The organism is Sphingobacterium sp. SGG-5 (assembly GCF_011043525.1).
Taxonomy (GTDB): domain Bacteria; phylum Bacteroidota; class Bacteroidia; order Sphingobacteriales; family Sphingobacteriaceae; genus Sphingobacterium.
The window spans coordinates 552,818-570,216 of the sequence record NZ_JAAKGO010000001.1; the positions used below are offsets into that span (position 1 = coordinate 552,818).

Sequence of the window (17,399 nt, forward strand, 5' to 3'; positions counted from 1 at the left end):
CAATATACAAAAAATGACACGCCGTTATCCATTTTATCTTTATACTTTTGTAGCTTTGAGCGAATAGCATGCATACTCCAGAAATCATCCCTACAATTACAGATTACCAAGTGGCCGCACATTTCATGCGCTATGTGCAGATCGACACGCAGTCCGATCCCTACTCCACGACCTTCCCATCGACGGCCAAACAAAAGAACCTCAGCAAACTGCTTGTGGAAGAGCTTTTAGCGATGGGGATAAAAGACGTACATTTGGATGAGCATGGGTATGTCTATGCGACGATACCTTCCAATACGACTAAACAAGTGCCAGTGATCTGTTTTTGTTCACATGTCGACACGTCTCCCGATTGTTCGGGAACAGCTGTCAAGCCGATTGTGCATACGAATTATCAAGGTCAGGATATTGTATTACCCGACGACCCAGCAGTGGTGATCCGATATGCGGAACATCCCGATTTGGCCAATCAGCTTGGACATGATATCATCACCGCTTCGGGAACAACTCTTTTAGGGGCGGACGATAAAGCCGGCGTAGCGGCAATCATGGAAGCTGCCCGGATATGGACAAGCCATCCACAGATCAAGCACGGTACCATCAAAATTCTTTTCACTCCCGATGAAGAGATCGGGCGGGGTGTAGACTACGTCGATCTGCAAAAGTTAGGTGCGGATTTCGGATATACCATAGACGGTGAAAAAGCCGGTACCATAGAAGATGAGACTTTCTCTGCGGACGGTGCTAAGGTAACCATTCTTGGTGTCTCCGTCCATCCGGGATTTGCAAAAAATAAGATGCAAAATGCCCTAAAAATTGCTGCAAAGATTATCGATTCTTTACCTAAAGATAGGCTGTCGCCCGAGAGCACATCCGGTAAAGAAGGCTTTATACATCCCACTCACCTATCGGGAGGGGTAGAGCAGGCGATCCTCGAATTTATCATCCGGGATCATGACACCAAAAACCTGGCCCGCTATGCCAATGAACTGGAGCAGATCATCAAAAGGACAATCGGGGATTTTCCGGGGTGTACATACGTCTTGGATATCCACGAACAATACCGTAATATGAAAGAAGTGCTCGACCAATACCCCGAGGTGATGTCGGTCGGTTTGGAAGCTATCGAACGCACAGGACTGACGTCCGAACGAAGAAGTATACGCGGGGGAACAGATGGCTCCAGATTATCCTTCATGGGATTGCCCTGTCCAAATGTCTTTGCGGGAGGTCATGCTTTTCATGGAAAGATGGAATGGGTAAGCCGACAGGATATGGAAAGGGCCGTGGAGACTATATTACATATTGCCTGTATCTGGGAAGAGCGGGCGTGAAATAACTGAAGATCACAGACTAAAGCGAAACTAAAAAACTATGCATAAATCAAACGAAGTATTAAAAGCTATCCAGGGTCGACGTGCTGTTATGCAAAACAGCTTCACCCAAGAAGAGGTATCCAAGGAGGATATACAAACCATTTTAGAAGCCGCCAATGCTGCGCCTACACATAAGCGTACACAACCTTGGCGATTTGTGATCTTTCGAAAAGGCGGTCTGGAAAGATTGGGGTCGGAACTCGCCCGCATCTATAAAAACAGTACACCTGCGGAGAAATACAGTGAAATGGCGGAGCAAAATATGGCTAAAAAAGCTACGATGTCGAATGTGGCCATCGCTATCGTGGTTAATTATACTGGCGATGTCCCCGAATGGGAAGAATTGGCAGCAACCTCTTGTGCAGTCGAAAACCTCTGGTTGGCCGCACACTCGTTAGGAATAGGAGGTTACTGGTCTACACCGGGACTTATTCAGCATTTAGGTGACTTCCTGAAATTAGAAGACAGCCAGAAGTGTATCGGTCTTTTCTATCTTGGGCACCATAACAGTGAACCACGTACACCTGCCCGTTCGCCCCTTGAAGATAAAATCCGCTGGGAAGAATAGAAAAATCACCTATTGAATAGATAAACGATGGATATCTAAATGGAATGACGCTGCGCTACCATTCCATTTAGGTCCATTCTCCAAGAGTTTCAACAATTCGTCCGTATCGGCCAAATCTTTATCTTTTATGACTATATCGACGACTTTTCCGGTCTTATCAATTGCCAACACGACAGCAGCTACCCTTAAATCCTGCTCTCCCGCGTAATTTTCGGAAAGATATGCTTCCAATTGTTGCCATCCGCCTACAGGTTTGCCGTTGTAGCTCTCGTCAGGCGTTAATGTTACAGCATATACATGATCCTGCATAATTTCAACTTCTGTTAAACCCGCCGTCTGCTGGGGCAAATACCGAATCAGCAATAAGGTACATACCGTTACAAACATGACCGCAGCTGCCATTCCTATAGCTAAGCGTTGCCAGCTGTAGAAGCGCTTGTTTTTCGCTGAGGCTTGGCTATTAATACGGGCGGCCAAGCGCTTTTGGAGCAGGCTAAGGCGCCCAGCATCTACCCCCTGCTGTAATGCATATCCGTCAATAGCATCCTGCAAAAAAGGATCATCCAATGCCTCCCTTTCCAAGGTATACATATCCTCCTTGCTCATCAAACCATTGACATAGTTGTGAATACGTGACAATTGATAATTATTTTCCATTTTGCTTATTCTCCATACATATTTTCAGATTGCGTTTACCGTTTTGAATAGCACTCTTCACTTTGTTGAGCGCATATCCCGTTGTGTCGGCAATATCTTTATAACATAGCTGCTCCAGATAAAACAATCGTACGCATCGCTCTTGCTCCGCATTCAACCCTTGCATACAGTCTTCCAGTTTTTTAAAATCCCGTTCGTCCCATTTGTCGTCCTCATCCTGACGCAATTGCTGTTCACTTTCATACAGGTTCTCTTCGATATCAACGAAGCTGGAGCGCTTATCCTTGCGGAGCTGCATCAAACAATAGTTCCGGGCATAAACATAAAGCCAACTCTTTAGGTTGGCTACTTCATGGCTCCGCAACTTGGCAATCAATTCCTCAAAGATCTGCATGACCGCGTCCTGACTTCGCTCGGGATCCCGCAGGTACTTTAAGCATACACCATATAGTAACGACATATAAGGAGCATATAGCTCGCCCAAGGTTTCCAGATCACCTGTGCGCTTATAATACGACAATAGCTCCTTTTCGTTCATGTACAATTAACCTTCAACAATAAGATGATGAAAGGTAGCAATTTCCATACAGTTTCCGGAGTTTTTCTTCTTTGTTTCTGTTGTTAGCCAAATAGTATCATCGCTACAATCAAGGTCACAATAATATTAAATGACTGCGCAATCAGAAATGCATACAGCGGTTTTTTGTTATTGTGGCTGAATAAGTCCTTAAAATTGGTTTCGAGCCCTATGGAGGTAAATGCTAAGGCAAACCAAAGTCCTTGCAAACTTTTCAGACTCCCTTTTACAACATCAACGGTCTCTGGAGAAATCACAAAAGAAAACAACAAAGAGGCAAAGACGAAACCGATAACGAATTTTGGAAACCGATCCCAGATAATGCCTAATGTCGGCTTTTGCTCTTTTATTTTATCGTCTGCAGATTTTGTATACGTCCAATAGATACTAATAAAAAAGGCTGCTATTCCTAGCATAACATTCTGGGAGAACTTGACAATGGTACTGATTTCCAATGCAGCATCTCCCACAAGGGAGCCAGAAGCAACGACTGCCCCTGTGGTATCGATGGACCCACCCAACCAGGCACCGGTAACTTCCTGTGACAAACCTAACATATTGGCGATGTAAGGCATAAAGATCATCATCGGCACCGCCGTGATTAACACTAAGGAGACCACATAGGATAGCTTTTTACTATCCCCCTCAATAGCCCCTGAAGTAGCGATGGCAGCAGAAACACCACAGATGGACACCGCACTCGACAGCATCAGGGACATTTCTTTATCGATCTTCAGTTTCTTACATATCCAAAAGGCAAAATACCAGACCGAAATAACCACAATCAACGCTTGAATAAGTCCCAATGATCCAGCTGTTAGAATCGACCGAAAGATGATGCTTGTACCCAACAAGACCAAACCTATTTTAACATATAGTTCGGTACTCAGCGTATCTCTGAACCATTGGGGCAGTTTAAAGCAGTTGCTGATAAAGAGCCCTATTCCTAAACTGAAAATGACGGCTTCCAGGTTATATTCCTTAACAAGAGAATTTCCTGCGGCAATCAACGCGAATAGGGTGAGGAAAAATACGACCGGAAAAACAATCAATAATGATTTTAAGTTCTTCTTGAGCAAAATTGCACCCAAAATAGCGACACCGTATACCGTAATAAACTGTAAAGCGATAGCTCGCAGGTTTTCTATGGCAAACACCTTTGTATTCAGCTGCCCCACATTTTCCCAGCTGAATGTTGGTTTTGGTATAATAATTCCTGATAGGGCTAAAAATATAAGCCCAAGACCTAAAATGACGACTACCCAATCTTCGGATAAGTCAATTTTTTTGGATGACATATGGCTAAGTTGATTTAAATTAAAAGTATAGTAAAGTTATAGAAATTCTAACTTTTCTCATAATTCGATCTCCTGATGAAACCAATCCGCTAACACGGTTCTCGCAGCGTGATAACCGCACATCCCGTGAACCCCTCCACCCGGCGGAGTGGAAGAAGAGCAGATATATACTTTTTTGTTTGCAGTACGATACGGTGTCAGCGATCGTGTAGGTCGGGTAAACAGTTGTCCGATATCCATAATACCTCCGTTAATATCTCCGCCCACATAATTGGGGTTATACACCTCCATTTGTTGTGCGTTGATGGTATGTCTTTCGAGAATAATATCCTTAAAGCCGGGAGCAAAACGCTCAATCTGATTCTCAATGGCTTCTGTACGATCGGCAGTAGACCCATTGGGCACATGACAGTATGCCCAGCTCGTATGTTTCCCTGCAGGTGCTCTGCCTGAGTCGAACACACTTTGTTGTGCAAATAACACAAAAGGTTTGTCAATCAACTCACCTCGATGTGTTTCTCTTTCAGCTCGGGCAATATCTTCATACGTATTGCCGATATGTACTGTAGCCGCTTGCCCGCACCGTGGATCCTTAAAGGGAACCGGTTCGGACAGGGCCCAGTCAATCTTGAAAACGCCCATCCCCTGCCTATACTTCTGCAATTCGCGTCTATACGATTCGGTAAGGTCAAGCCCGTCCAGTTGTAAGATCTGCCTGGGTGTTAAGTCCAAGATCATTGTCTTATAGTTGGGCAAATCAGCAACATTTTTTACCCACAAACCGGTTTGCACCTCTCCACCCAAATCTTTGTAATAGTTTACCAGTGCTTCCCCAATCGACTGTGAGCCTCCTATCGGAATAGGCCAACCATATTTGTTGCCCACAGCCATCAGTACCATCCCGATAGCCGACGTAGCCCAATTGGATAGCGGTTGTATACCATGCGCCACCATACCTGCCCAAAGCGCCTTACCCTTTTCGGTTTTGAAAGAGCGGGCCAGCCAACTAGCGGGCCGTAGTGCATCCAGACCAAAATCCGCCAATTGTAACGGCCTTTTTGGAAAATGTAATGGCCCCATAATATCTTGAGCTAAACTCTCCCAATGGTTAACTACCGGCTGTATTAGTTTTTTATAAAAATCACCGTCTATACCTAATCCATCAGCCGTCTCTGCCAGGCTATGTGTCAAAAGCGCAACATCGCCGCTATCCAGCGGGTGTGCTGCTGCGTAAGGAGCCTGAACAAATTCTAACCCATACTCCTGAAGCGGCAGCGAACGCATAAACGGCGATGCCACAGCCATAGGGTGTATAGCCGAACAGACGTCGTGTTTAAAGTCTGGCAAAGTCAGTTCCTTCGTCCGCATGCCGCCGCCGATAGTATCTGCACCTTCGATGATCAGCGTGGAAAGGCCTCTCTGCTGCAGCGTGATCCCCGCAGCCAGTCCGTTCGGACCGGAACCGATTATAATGGCGTCGTATGAAATTTTTAATGACATAAGCTTGTACGAATATAAGCTTATGTCATTAAATTCACCCCTAATACTACCTCAAATTGTACCTTAATGTCACCCCGTAAGTTAACGGGTCTCCGATAACCCCTGCATATTGTCCAAAATTACCCGGTGCTGCAAGTAATTGTTCGTAGTAATCCTTATCCGTCAGGTTTCTGCTCCAGACAATAACCGATAGTCCATTAGTCGCCCGAAATCCAACACGGGCATTCAACAAGGTATATGCATCAATATTCAGATACTGCGAAGGTGATGGACTAGACGAAAACTTGGAACGGTAATACAGATCAGCTCCTAAGAAATAATTACCCTGAAGACTTAGTAAATCACCTTTTGCTGTCAATTCTGTAACAAGCGACCAAGACCATTTCGAGATACCCGGAAGTTCACCTCCCGAAATATCTTTAAAAGCCTCTGCCCCAGCTACTTCCTCCAAAGGAACAGGCGCATTGGTAAATGACACATATTTACCATCGGTATAAGCCAGCGCGCCATTCAATCGAAGGAAACTCCATGGTTTAAGACTTCCATCCAATTCGACGCCTTGCACACGCACTTTTTCCGCGTTCGCCAGATATCCTCTGTTTACACCCGGGTCTGGTGTTTGTACCTGAGTCTGGAAATCCTTGATATTCGTCTGGAACACCGTCAGGTTTAAAAATGAGTTGCGGCTTGGGTTAGTCTTTGCTCCAAATTCTACGTGATTTACAGCCTCCGGTCTGACCTCAGCCAAATCTGTAGCCACCTTACCATCTATAACGGGTAATCCTCCCACATTGATACCAATTGGTTTGTAACTCTTCGAGTAAGTAGCATACACATTGTAATCCGGCGTAAACTTATATTGTAGGGATAATTGACCAGATAAATTTCCCGCATCCGCATTCACATCAAACTGTTGATCTGAATAAATACTATTTACAGCGGCAAGCTGATCCGGAGTGTAGGCGATATTATTATCGATGTATTTTTTCCTGTCGTAATCGGCTACTTTTTTATCATAATTATACCGTAATCCAGGCAACACATGCAATTTGGAAGTAATCGCCCAGTCGATCTGTGAAAAAACGGCCAAACTTGTGCTCTTGATACCATACTTTGTGCGAATGCCAACCTTGTCAATCAAGCCCGGCGCCCATTGTGTGGCAGCAGCATTGTTCTGCTGAAAGCGCCATAAAGCATCTCCAGCTTCCTCTGTATGTACAGGATCCGTCTTCAGATCTTGCCATAAACCAAATACACCTACCACGCCACTGACCTTATCGCTAATCTCTCCCGAATAACGAAACTCTTGTGACCATTGATCATGTGCCGAATTACCGGCCGACGTGGTATATGCCGGTACCCCTAAATAATCTCTGTCATTGAGCGGCACCCAATTCCAATATCTCCAGGCAGACGTAGAAGTCAATGTACCATTGCCTACTTTATAATCTATATTTATAGAGGCTCCTCCCAATTCATTATCTGCTTTAGAGCGGGTATCTAAGTCTACCTTCCGTTCAAAGGCACTTTTATAAGGAATCTCGTAACCAAGGTCCTCAATAATCTTATTGAATTGGCGATAATCGGATCGCTGCGTCTGCACGACTCCAGCTACTGCCCAGCCATAACCATCGGGACGCTGTGCGGTTACATCTCCTGCTAAGGAGATTTTCAGATTTTCTGTGGGTGTGAATAATAATTGACCTCGCACACCGAGGTTATTGATATCGTTGATTTTACGATCCGAATAGACGTTATACAAGGTTCCGTCACGCTGTGTCCCCGAAAAGGAAAACCGCGCCGCCAGTTTATCTTTGACCAAAGGACCTGTTAAAGAAGCTTTAGCCTGTATATAACCGTAGTTACCATAACTCAATTCAAAGTTTGCCCCCGGTCTAAATTCGGGTAGACGTGAGGTGATATTAAATGCACCCGATGTCGTGTTCTTGCCAAACAACGTACCTTGAGGACCCCGCAATACTTCAATTTGTTCGATATCGATAAAATCTAACGTCGTCGCCGCAGGACGTGCTAAATACACACCATCCAAATAAAAGCCTACCCCTGGATCTATACCATCATTTGTAAGACCATAAGTAGAGCCTAACCCTCTGATATTTAAAGTTGTATTACGGGGATTGGAAGAATAAAGTTGTACCGAGGGGATCACTTCCTTGACTCTCGCGACATTAAATGCCCCTGCATCTTCTATCGTACTGGCACGTACAATAGAAACCGGAATAGGAATATCCTGAATCTGTTCGGTTCTTCTACGGGAGGTCACTAAGACTTGTTCCAAAGCATTTAGGCTTGATGTCAACGCTATGACGGTCGGCGAGCTCTCCACAACGATCTTTTGAGTGACGTATCCTACATAAGAAACAATGACAGTGAAAGGGAGTTTCTGTCCGGTTACAAATTGAAATTTGCCGTCACGGTCTGTTTTAACCTGATGAGTCACGGCATCTAATCGTACTGTTACGCCAGAAATCGGTTCTTTTGTTATAGCATCAATAACTGTTCCTGTTAGCGATGCATTGATGATGGGCTTTGTCTCAATTTGACCCTGAGAAGAGGAGTATACAGAAATTAAGGCAAAAAGGACAAAGGAGATTCGGAAAAATCCGTCAATTTTCATATTTTTATCATGTTTAATGGTGAATACTTACAAGTGCCAACGCCAATTGAATACTTGTTTTCATTATTGGACAAGAGGGGAGGCCTAGCTTCCCTTCTTTATTCATGTGTTAAGAGAAATAAATTTATATACACATTCGCATACGGCGCGAGAGGCAGTATAGGTTAACGCGATGATTTTTCATATATTTAATTAATTGTTAAGCATTCCTATAGCCAAAAAGAGATAACACCCCATGCAGAAATCAGGACCACTGCAATTCCTACAATAATAAGTAACAGCCGTTGGTTGATACGTGAAGCAACATACGCTCCTATAGGTGCTGCTGCCACTCCTCCGATAATCAAGCCCAGAACGATTTCTAAATGCTGAACACCAAGTATAAAGATGAACACCACCGTTGCAAAATAAGTTACAAAAAACTCCGCTGTATTCACCGTACCGATAGTATATCTCGGACTCTTTCCCTGACTCAACAGATTGGAAGTAACAATCGGGCCCCATCCGCCTCCACCTATTGCATCCAGCAAACCTCCGACAAAAGCCAACAATGGAGCTCTTTTGACTTCTTTTTTCTCCTGCTGCTTCTTCTTAAATGCTTTATACAGCAAGTACCCCCCCAGAAAAAGTAAATAAAGAGATATAAAAGGTTTCACCGCAGCACCATCAAAAAAATCAGCAATGAGGTAAGCACCTATCACAGCCCCAATGACGCCTGTCACGACGAGCTGAAAAAACAATTTCTTATCGATGTTATCAAAGCGGATATGCGAGAGTCCAGACACGCCAGTGGTAAAAATCTCGGAGGTATGTACACTGGCAGACGCAAACTTTGGGGGGATACCAAACCACAATAATAAGCTCGTACAGCTCGCCCCATAGGCCATACCCAATGCACCATCGATCAGTTGTGCAACAAATCCCGCTACAATAAACCACAGAAATTTTTCACCAAATTCAAAAGCATTATGTCGAACCCCCTCAAACAGAAGGTAAAGAAAATAGCCTGCGATTACTACTTTTAACAAAATCATCAGCCAGCCTACATGCTTCAATGTGATTTTACCCTTGATGTGATTTAATCGTAATAAGGCTATTGCTTTCTCCATCGTTTTTATGTTATATTTTCGTGTCTATTTATACTACCGTAACAGTGCTTCACTATTGACCCGACAAATATAAAAACATTTTTATTATAGTCTACTATTTTAATAGACTTTATATTCTTTTTGCAAAAACAATAAAAAAATCTGATATAAATTATCAGATTCAAAAAATAACAACTATTTTTATTACAAAAAGCAAACAATAACGCTAGCGATCCTCAATTATTTTTGCTCTTTTTAGCACTCTTTACGCTATAGCAACTCAAATATTCCTGCTGCTCCCTGACCTGTACCCACACACATGGTGACCATACCATACCTCTTCCCTCTACGCTTCAATTCATGCAATAGCCGAACAGTCAGCTTGGCTCCGGTACATCCAAGGGGATGGCCTAATGCGATCGCACCACCGTTTACATTCACTTTTTCCTCATCCAACCCCAGTTCTCGAATAACCGCCAAGGATTGCGAAGCAAAAGCTTCATTGAGTTCAAATAAATCAATATCCTCTTTCGTAAGCCCCGCCTGTGCCAATGCCTTGGGAATAGCAAATATAGGCCCTATACCCATTACACGAGGGGGTACCCCCGCTACCGCATAAGAAATCAAGCGTGCAATAGGCTTCAATCCTAACTCCTGCACCTTCTTTTCCGACATGACTAGTACAAAAGCAGCACCATCCGACGTTTGCGACGAGTTTCCTGCTGTTACGCAACCTCCTGCTGCAAATACAGGTTTTAGTTTAGCCAACGCCTCTAACGTGGTATCCGCTCGTGGTCCTTCATCCGTATCAACAACATATTCGCGTGTTGCCATTTTTCCGTCCTTCAGATAATTCTCCGTCACCGTTATCGGGACAATACCATCCTGCAAGTGACCATTTTGGATAGCTGCCAATGCTTTTTGATGGGATTTTAATGCAAATGCATCCTGATCTGCACGCGAAACGTTAAAATCCTGTGCTACAGCCTCCGCAGTCAGACCCATACCCCAATACCAATCCGGATGCTCCTTGGCAACAACAGGATTGGGAACGATTTTCCAACCCCCAAATGGCATACCTGACATCACCTCCGCACCTCCCGCGATGATCACATCCGCCATTCCGGTCTTTATTTTTGCAGTCGCTGTGGCAATTGTCTCCAAACCCGAGGCACAATACCTGTTCACCGTCACCCCCGGTACTTTGTCAGTATCCAAGCCCATCAACGAAATGAATCTCGCCATATTCATGCCCTGTTCAGCTTCAGGCATCGCGTTTCCGACGATTACATCGTCGATAGCATTTTTATCCAAATTGGGAACAGCAGCCATCAAATGCTTAATGACACTTGTTGCCAAATCGTCTGCACGCATAAAACGAAAACCGCCTCGCGGAGCCTTCCCCACCGCCGTACGGTAACCTGCTACAATGTATGCTTCCATATTTTTATTAGTATTGCGTAAAGCGTATTGCGTATCGCGAGCCTTTCCATCGCTTATAACAATACACATTATTATTTTTTCAAACTTTGTTGTAGTTTATAACACATTTTCTGAATTTCATCAATTTTGTCCAAAACCAAAACAGAATCTGTGCTAAATAGTCCTAGCTTTTGAGCGATGATTACTTGGGTTTGAAGTTCATAAGCAGATCCGTTTGCTATACCTAAAAATTGAATAAATTCGCCGTTAGTATTCCGACCTGCTCCTTCAGCAATATTTGATGCTACTGAAACACAGGATCTTCTTATCTGAGAAATCAACCCGAAACGTTCATCGCTTGGAAATTCTGCCGATATTTTATAGATAAGTGTACAAAGATCAATAGCACGATGCCAAATTTTTAAATCTTGAATATTATGCATAATTAATCACATTTCTTTTAAAATCATGATACACCATATCGCAATACGTCCATCGCAATACGCAATACTAATTACGCAACGGCTTCCCTTTCGTCAGCATATGCTGTATCCGTTCTAATGTTTTTTTCTCAGCACATAATTCGACAAATGCTTTCCGTTCAAGATCAAGCAAATATTGCTCGGACACCTCAGTCGGTGCAGAAAGGTTGCCACCGCACATAACCCAGCCCAGTTTTTCTGAAATCTTCTTATCGTGATCGGAAATAAAGTTCCCGGCCCGCATCGAGGAAGCTCCTACATATACAATGCCCAACCCTTGATTTCCCAATACCTTAATATCTTTTCGAGGAGCCGGTTGTACATATCCCGCATCCGCCAGCTCAAGTGCTTTCACTTTCGCATCCGCTAACAATCGGGCCCTATTCATCGTAATGCTATATTTACCCGCTTGCAGATAACCCAGTTCATAAGCTTCCACCGCAGAGGTAGACACCTTAGCTTGACCTATCGTCAGAAAACGATCTTTCAATGTATTTTGCACAATCTGATCCGCTTTATATTCGTCCGAAGCACGTAGGGCAAACTCTTTCGATCCTCCACCTCCCGGAATGACCCCCACGCCAAACTCGACTAGCCCCATGTATGTCTCGGCATGTAACTGCACAAAATCGGCATGCATCGAAAATTCGCAACCACCGCCTAATGTCAGCTGAAACGGTGCCACCACTACCGGAATAGCCGAATAACGAATACGCATGGCTGTATTTTGAAAGGTACGCACCGCAGTATCCAGTTCATCAAAATCCTGCTCTACAGCCATCATGAAAATCATGCCTATATTTGCTCCAGCAGAGAAGTTTTTGCCGTCATTACTGATTACCAGCCCGCGATATTCTTTCTCCGCCAGATCAATTGCTTTATGGATCCCTTCGATAACATCCCCTCCAATGGTATTCATCTTGGTATGAAATTCACAGTTGATAATACCGTCCCCAAGATCGATGATCGAAACACCGGAGTTTTTCCAAATAGTTTTTGTTTCGCGAACATGATCCAGCACAATTCGATCTTCTGCTCCCGGAATAGGTTTATAGGACTTCGATGAAATATCGTAATAATGACGAACACCATTTTCTATTTTATAAAAGCTTTCATGCCCTGCCGCCAACATGTCGAGAACCCATTGCGCCACCTTGCCTTCTTGTCCGGGCAAGCGTTTGAGCTCATCCTTGATCTTCGCTACGGTATCCCGCACCCCAAGTGCATCCCATACTTCAAAAGGGCCGATTTCCCAACCAAAGCCCGCACGCATGGCATCATCAATACGAAAGAAATCATCCGTAATTTCTGGAACGCGTTTGGATACATATTCAAACAACGGGTAGTGCATTGCACGAAACAGTTCCCCTGCTTTATCATGACCCTGTGCATACACCTGCATCCGCTTACGGATATCCTCTACCCCTTTCGTTGCCTCCATTGTATCGGATTTTATTTTATGTTGTGGGCCATATTCCAAGGTTTTGAGGTCCAACGACAAGATCTCCGAACTTCCATCTGTAGCCTTTACTTTTTCATAAAAACCCTTCTTTGTCTTCTCACCCAACCACTTATTTTCTACCATTTTGGTGATAAAAGCAGGTAGCTGGAAGACTCCTTTCGCTTCATCATCCCGAACATTCTCGACCAATCCTTTCGCCACATTCACCAAAGTATCCAATCCCACCACATCCGCCGTCCGGAAAGTTGCAGACTTCGGGTGCCCCATCGCAGGCCCGGTATATTTATCGACCTCTTCTACAGAAAGACCCATTTGTTCGACCAAATGTGTCAATGCCAGCATGGAGTAAACACCGATACGGTTACCTATAAAAGCGGGGGTATCTTTACACAGTACCACAGTCTTCCCCAGCATCTTATCGCCGAAATGAACCAAAAAGTCAATGACTTCCTGATGGGTAAATGAGGTCGGAATAATCTCCAACAATTCCAGATAACGTGGCGGATTAAAAAAGTGTGTCCCGCAGAAGTGCTGTTTAAAGTCTTCCGAACGGCCTTCAGCCATCAGATGAATAGGAATACCGGATGTATTGGACGTAATCAAAGTTCCTGCTTTACGAAACTGTTCGACCTGATCAAAGACTGTTTTCTTAATATCCAGACGTTCAACGACAACTTCAATGACCCAATCTGCTTCTGCGATCTTCGACATATCATCGTCAAAGTTGCCCGTGGTGATACGTTTAATAAAAGTTTTACTAAAGAGAGGGGCTGGATTCGATTTGACGGCAGTATCCAGCGAAAGATTGACGATACGGTTGCGGACTGTCATACTTTCCAGTGTTAATCCCTTCGCCTCTTCAACCGGCAAAAGCTCTTTCGGCACCATATCCAACAACAACACCTCCATACCGATATTGGCAAAATGACAGGCAATACGCGACCCCATCACCCCGGACCCTAAAACCGCTACTTTTTTAACAATCCTTTTCATCTGTCTATTTTTGTTTATTCATTACTGTGTACATTTCTAAAGGCATTATTCATGTTATGCTCGCTTTTAACGGCATGAATGAGATCGCTTCGCTCAGTTCATGCTGCCTTCGGCGGTTTTATCTGTTCTTGATATATCAGGGTCGGGTTCATAGCTGGCAGCCCCCTCGTTTACCTTGGCAAGCATTGCTATCAACTGTTCCTTCTCCTGTTCAGAGAATTGTGATTCCAGATAATCGTTGAGTCCCCTGACCACGTTTTTGGCAAGTTTTCTTTTCTCCACACCCAAGGGCGTAAGATACACTTTTACAGATCGTTTGTCCTTTGCACAGCTTTCCCTATAGATAAACCCCAGATTCTCCAGATTGTTTAGTACCCTGGATAAGGAGGTTGTTTTTACACCTGTGTAATTAGCGATCTGCGAAACTGCCGTTCCTTCTTTATGTATATTTATTAAAATATATCCCGCTGCTTGGGTAAAACCATGCTGTGATGCAATGTTATTATATTTATTGGCCACAGTTTGCCATGCAGCTTTTAAAAAATAGTCAATTGTATTATTTTGGCTCATAGCTAAGGTCTCTTTTTGAACACCTGCAAGTTATTATGCAGGCATAACAAAATTAACGTAATTTCCCCCGATCTTCAAATACTTTTTAAGAAAAGCTGATGAGATCACGTATTGCCTTTGGTAGGGACTGAAAAACCAGATCGTAGCTATGGTCAATTAGTTGCTTCAACCTATCGTCTTCCAACTGTCGATTGCAATACACCGTATTCCAATGTTTTTTGTTCATGTGGTAGCCAGGGAGCACCGTATGTTCAAATTGTCCCCGCAATGTAACCGCATATTCGGGATCACATTTGACATTGAACTTTAGATCGTCGATCTGGTCCAGACCCACAAGGAGAAAAATTTTCTCACCAACTTTAAAGACTAACGTGTCTGGTCCGAAAGGCAGGCTTTCCGTAGCTTGTTGTTTCGACAAGCAATAAGTTCGTAATTCCTCAATATGCATAGGCTTCATTCTGGGTATCTAAAAATACAAACTTTTTTTGATCCTCAAAACTATATTAGCGCTGGTAGTATATTTTATAATTATGATCTTATCTTTCAAAAATGAAAACCTATTATTGTATTCTACACAATAAGTTAGTAAATTAGTATCATTACCAAAATAAATCATATTTTATGAAGGCCATTGAATATAGATTGCCCAAAGAGTTCGACAAGTCATTTATCGTTTTCAAAGAGACTGGTTTATTCTTTCCCTGCCCCTGGCATTACCATCCGGAGTATGAATTTGTATTAGTCAATAAAAGCAGTGGTCGACGTATGGTCGGCGATCATATCGGTACTTTTTCAGAAGGGGATCTTGTTTTAATGGGCCCGGCACTTCCTCATGTCTGGGTTAACGATAAAAAATATTTTGACAAAGAAAACACGTCCTTTGCAGATGCGGTAGTTGTACATTTTTTAGAAGATTTCTTGGGAAATAATTTCCTAAACCTTCCTGAGGCTGAGTCTTTAAAAAGAGTGTTGACTCTGGCTAACCGAGGCTTGGTCATTTTAGGTTCTACGCGTATGCGGATCGCAAAGATTATGAACGATATGCTTGAGCAAAACGGTTTGAAGCGGTTGTCTTCTCTATTTGAAATATTCGATATTCTGGCCAACAGCACGGAATACGAACCTTTGGCCAGCCCTTCCTATATGGAACACACAAAAGAAATTTATTCGGACCGTTATAGCAAGATCACCGAATACGTATTGCGCAATTTTCATCGGGAAATTACGCTCAAAGAGGTCGCCGATGAAGCCAACATGGCCACAACGACATTCTGTAATTTCTTTAAGGAACACTTTAGGATGACTTTTGTCGAATATCTTAACGCTATACGTATCGGACATGTCTGTAAACTTTTAGCCAATAAAGATAAAACGATCATATCTGTAGCCTACGAATGCGGATTTAATAACCTTGCCAATTTCAACCGACAGTTCAAAAGACTGAAAGATATGACACCAAAAGAATACAGAAAAGCACTGGAGGCCGAGCCGATGACAGCGTAGCGTTCGTCTAACGTTACTCTTATATATATCTACATATCAGCTCGTCACCATTAAATATCGGTCACCTAACACGGATATTTCGTGCTATTTTTATTGTTTATCGATATTTTTTTATCTAATATAGAAATTTCATTGTCTTTATAGAATGGATACAGCATATTTGTAACTGTATCTATGAGAAAAGCTATGAGGAAAAAACAATTGAGCTTAGCAATAAGCTTTCTCCTTTTTATGAATATAGCTGCAGCTCAACAAAAATTGTCGGATAATGCTAGTAGTGGTGCTCCCCCGAACGCAAACGCAATTTTAGAGCTGTCAAGTATAAATAGAGGGTTATTGCATGCGCGTGTAGCGTTGGTTCGAACAACAGAATCAGCACCTTTATCCGCACATGTTGCCGGCATGATGTTGTACAATACTGCGACTACAAATGATGTCGTACCAGGTATATATTACAACGATGGTACAAAATGGATTTTGCTGACCCCTGGCTTTGCGTCTAATATATCTTATAATCCCAATACTTACGTCATCAATTATATCGATATAAATGGGAATCCACAAACGATTAATCTAGTACAAGCTGTTAAAGCTAATGAAACGCAGACCGCTCTTGCTTATGACGGGACGAGCCACCAACTGACCTATACAGGAGAAAACGGAACACCGGTCGTACTGGACCTGAATAAAGGGGCCGTAACTTATGATGCAGCAACCAATATTCTAACCTACACCGATGAAACAGGAGTTGCCACGCCGGTCAGCCTCAACAATACCGGATTGACTTATGACGTCTCCACCGCTGTTCTAAGTTATGTGAACACCCTAGGTGTAACGCAGACCGTTGACCTGGGCGATATCGTGGAGGCCAATGAAACCATGACTACTTTAGGTTACAACTCGACGACCAACGAGCTGACCTATACAGGTGAGAACGGTACACCGGTCGTACTGAACCTCAACGAAGGAGCTGTAACTTATGATGCTGCCTCCAACGTTCTGACCTATACCGACGAAGCAGGGGTTGCCACACCGGTCAATCTCAACAATACGGATCTGACTTATGACCCGGCTACTTCCATCTTAAGCTATCTCAACACCCTAGGGGTAACGCAGACTGTGGACTTAAAAGATATTGTACAGGCTAACGAGACTTTGACTACGTTAGGTTACAATGCCGCAACAAACGAACTGACCTATACAGGTGAGAACGGTACACCGGTAGTGCTGAACCTCAACGAAGGAGCTGTAAGTTATAATGCTGT

The 17,399-nt window shown here is 43.5% G+C and carries 15 protein-coding genes; 4 read left to right on the forward strand and 11 right to left on the reverse strand.

From position 1 onward, the window contains the following. The first annotated feature begins 68 nt into the window (after window positions 1-68). Complete coding sequence (pepT, locus tag G5B30_RS02290) at window positions 69-1,334, forward strand: peptidase T (protein ID WP_165318333.1); 1,266 nt, start codon at window positions 69-71, stop codon at window positions 1,332-1,334. 40 nt (window positions 1,335-1,374) lie between these two features. Further along, the gene (locus tag G5B30_RS02295) at window positions 1,375-1,944 is read left to right on the forward strand and encodes a nitroreductase (RefSeq protein ID WP_165318334.1); all 570 of its coding nucleotides are present in this window, start codon (window positions 1,375-1,377) and stop codon (window positions 1,942-1,944) included. A 9-nt stretch (window positions 1,945-1,953) separates the two neighbouring features. On the opposite strand, the gene G5B30_RS02300 is transcribed toward G5B30_RS02295, so the two are convergent. The 11 genes from G5B30_RS02300 to G5B30_RS02350 form a co-directional block, all read right to left on the reverse strand. Continuing rightward, entirely contained in the window at window positions 1,954-2,601 is a 648-nt protein-coding gene (locus tag G5B30_RS02300) for a hypothetical protein (protein WP_165318335.1), read from the reverse strand. Continuing rightward, window positions 2,591-3,139 (reverse strand): RNA polymerase sigma factor, encoded by a 549-nt coding sequence (locus G5B30_RS02305; protein WP_165318336.1) that lies wholly within the window; start codon window positions 3,137-3,139, stop codon window positions 2,591-2,593. The genes G5B30_RS02300 and G5B30_RS02305 overlap by 11 nt, the downstream gene beginning before the upstream one ends. Before the next feature lie 83 nt (window positions 3,140-3,222). Beyond that, window positions 3,223-4,476, reverse strand: a complete 1,254-nt coding sequence (locus tag G5B30_RS02310; protein WP_165318337.1) for a YeiH family protein — start codon at window positions 4,474-4,476, stop codon at window positions 3,223-3,225. Between the two features lie 57 nt (window positions 4,477-4,533). Continuing rightward, on the reverse strand, window positions 4,534-5,976 hold the full coding sequence (locus G5B30_RS02315; RefSeq protein ID WP_165318338.1) for a phytoene desaturase family protein: 1,443 nt from the start codon (window positions 5,974-5,976) through the stop codon (window positions 4,534-4,536). A 46-nt stretch (window positions 5,977-6,022) separates the two neighbouring features. Next, window positions 6,023-8,614 carry a TonB-dependent receptor gene (locus tag G5B30_RS02320; protein ID WP_165318339.1) on the reverse strand — a complete coding sequence of 864 codons (2,592 nt, stop codon included), beginning with the start codon at window positions 8,612-8,614 and terminating at the stop codon, window positions 6,023-6,025. A gap of 209 nt (window positions 8,615-8,823) precedes the next feature. Then, window positions 8,824-9,723 (reverse strand): sulfite exporter TauE/SafE family protein, encoded by a 900-nt coding sequence (locus tag G5B30_RS02325; RefSeq protein WP_165318340.1) that lies wholly within the window; start codon window positions 9,721-9,723, stop codon window positions 8,824-8,826. A 249-nt stretch (window positions 9,724-9,972) separates the two neighbouring features. Beyond that, entirely contained in the window at window positions 9,973-11,145 is a 1,173-nt protein-coding gene (locus G5B30_RS02330) for an acetyl-CoA C-acyltransferase (protein ID WP_165318341.1), read from the reverse strand. A gap of 71 nt (window positions 11,146-11,216) precedes the next feature. Next, window positions 11,217-11,567, reverse strand: coding sequence for a four helix bundle protein (locus G5B30_RS02335; RefSeq protein WP_165318342.1), 351 nt, complete (start codon window positions 11,565-11,567; stop codon window positions 11,217-11,219). Window positions 11,568-11,634: 67 nt separating this feature from the next. Then, a complete protein-coding gene (locus G5B30_RS02340; protein WP_165318343.1) occupies window positions 11,635-14,061 on the reverse strand; it encodes a 3-hydroxyacyl-CoA dehydrogenase/enoyl-CoA hydratase family protein in 2,427 nt (808 codons plus the stop codon). Window positions 14,062-14,154: 93 nt separating this feature from the next. Continuing rightward, entirely contained in the window at window positions 14,155-14,631 is a 477-nt protein-coding gene (locus G5B30_RS02345) for a MarR family winged helix-turn-helix transcriptional regulator (RefSeq protein WP_165318344.1), read from the reverse strand. Window positions 14,632-14,716: 85 nt separating this feature from the next. After that, entirely contained in the window at window positions 14,717-15,049 is a 333-nt protein-coding gene (locus G5B30_RS02350; protein WP_317164303.1) for an MmcQ/YjbR family DNA-binding protein, read from the reverse strand. A gap of 203 nt (window positions 15,050-15,252) precedes the next feature. On the opposite strand from G5B30_RS02350, the gene G5B30_RS02355 reads away from it, so the two are divergent. Together G5B30_RS02355 and G5B30_RS02360 are read left to right on the forward strand one after the other, a co-directional pair. Beyond that, window positions 15,253-16,134 (forward strand): AraC family transcriptional regulator, encoded by an 882-nt coding sequence (locus tag G5B30_RS02355; protein WP_165318345.1) that lies wholly within the window; start codon window positions 15,253-15,255, stop codon window positions 16,132-16,134. 231 nt (window positions 16,135-16,365) lie between these two features. After that, a partial coding sequence (locus G5B30_RS02360) for a hypothetical protein (RefSeq protein WP_206366977.1) occupies window positions 16,366-17,399 on the forward strand: 1,034 nt, incomplete at its 3' end.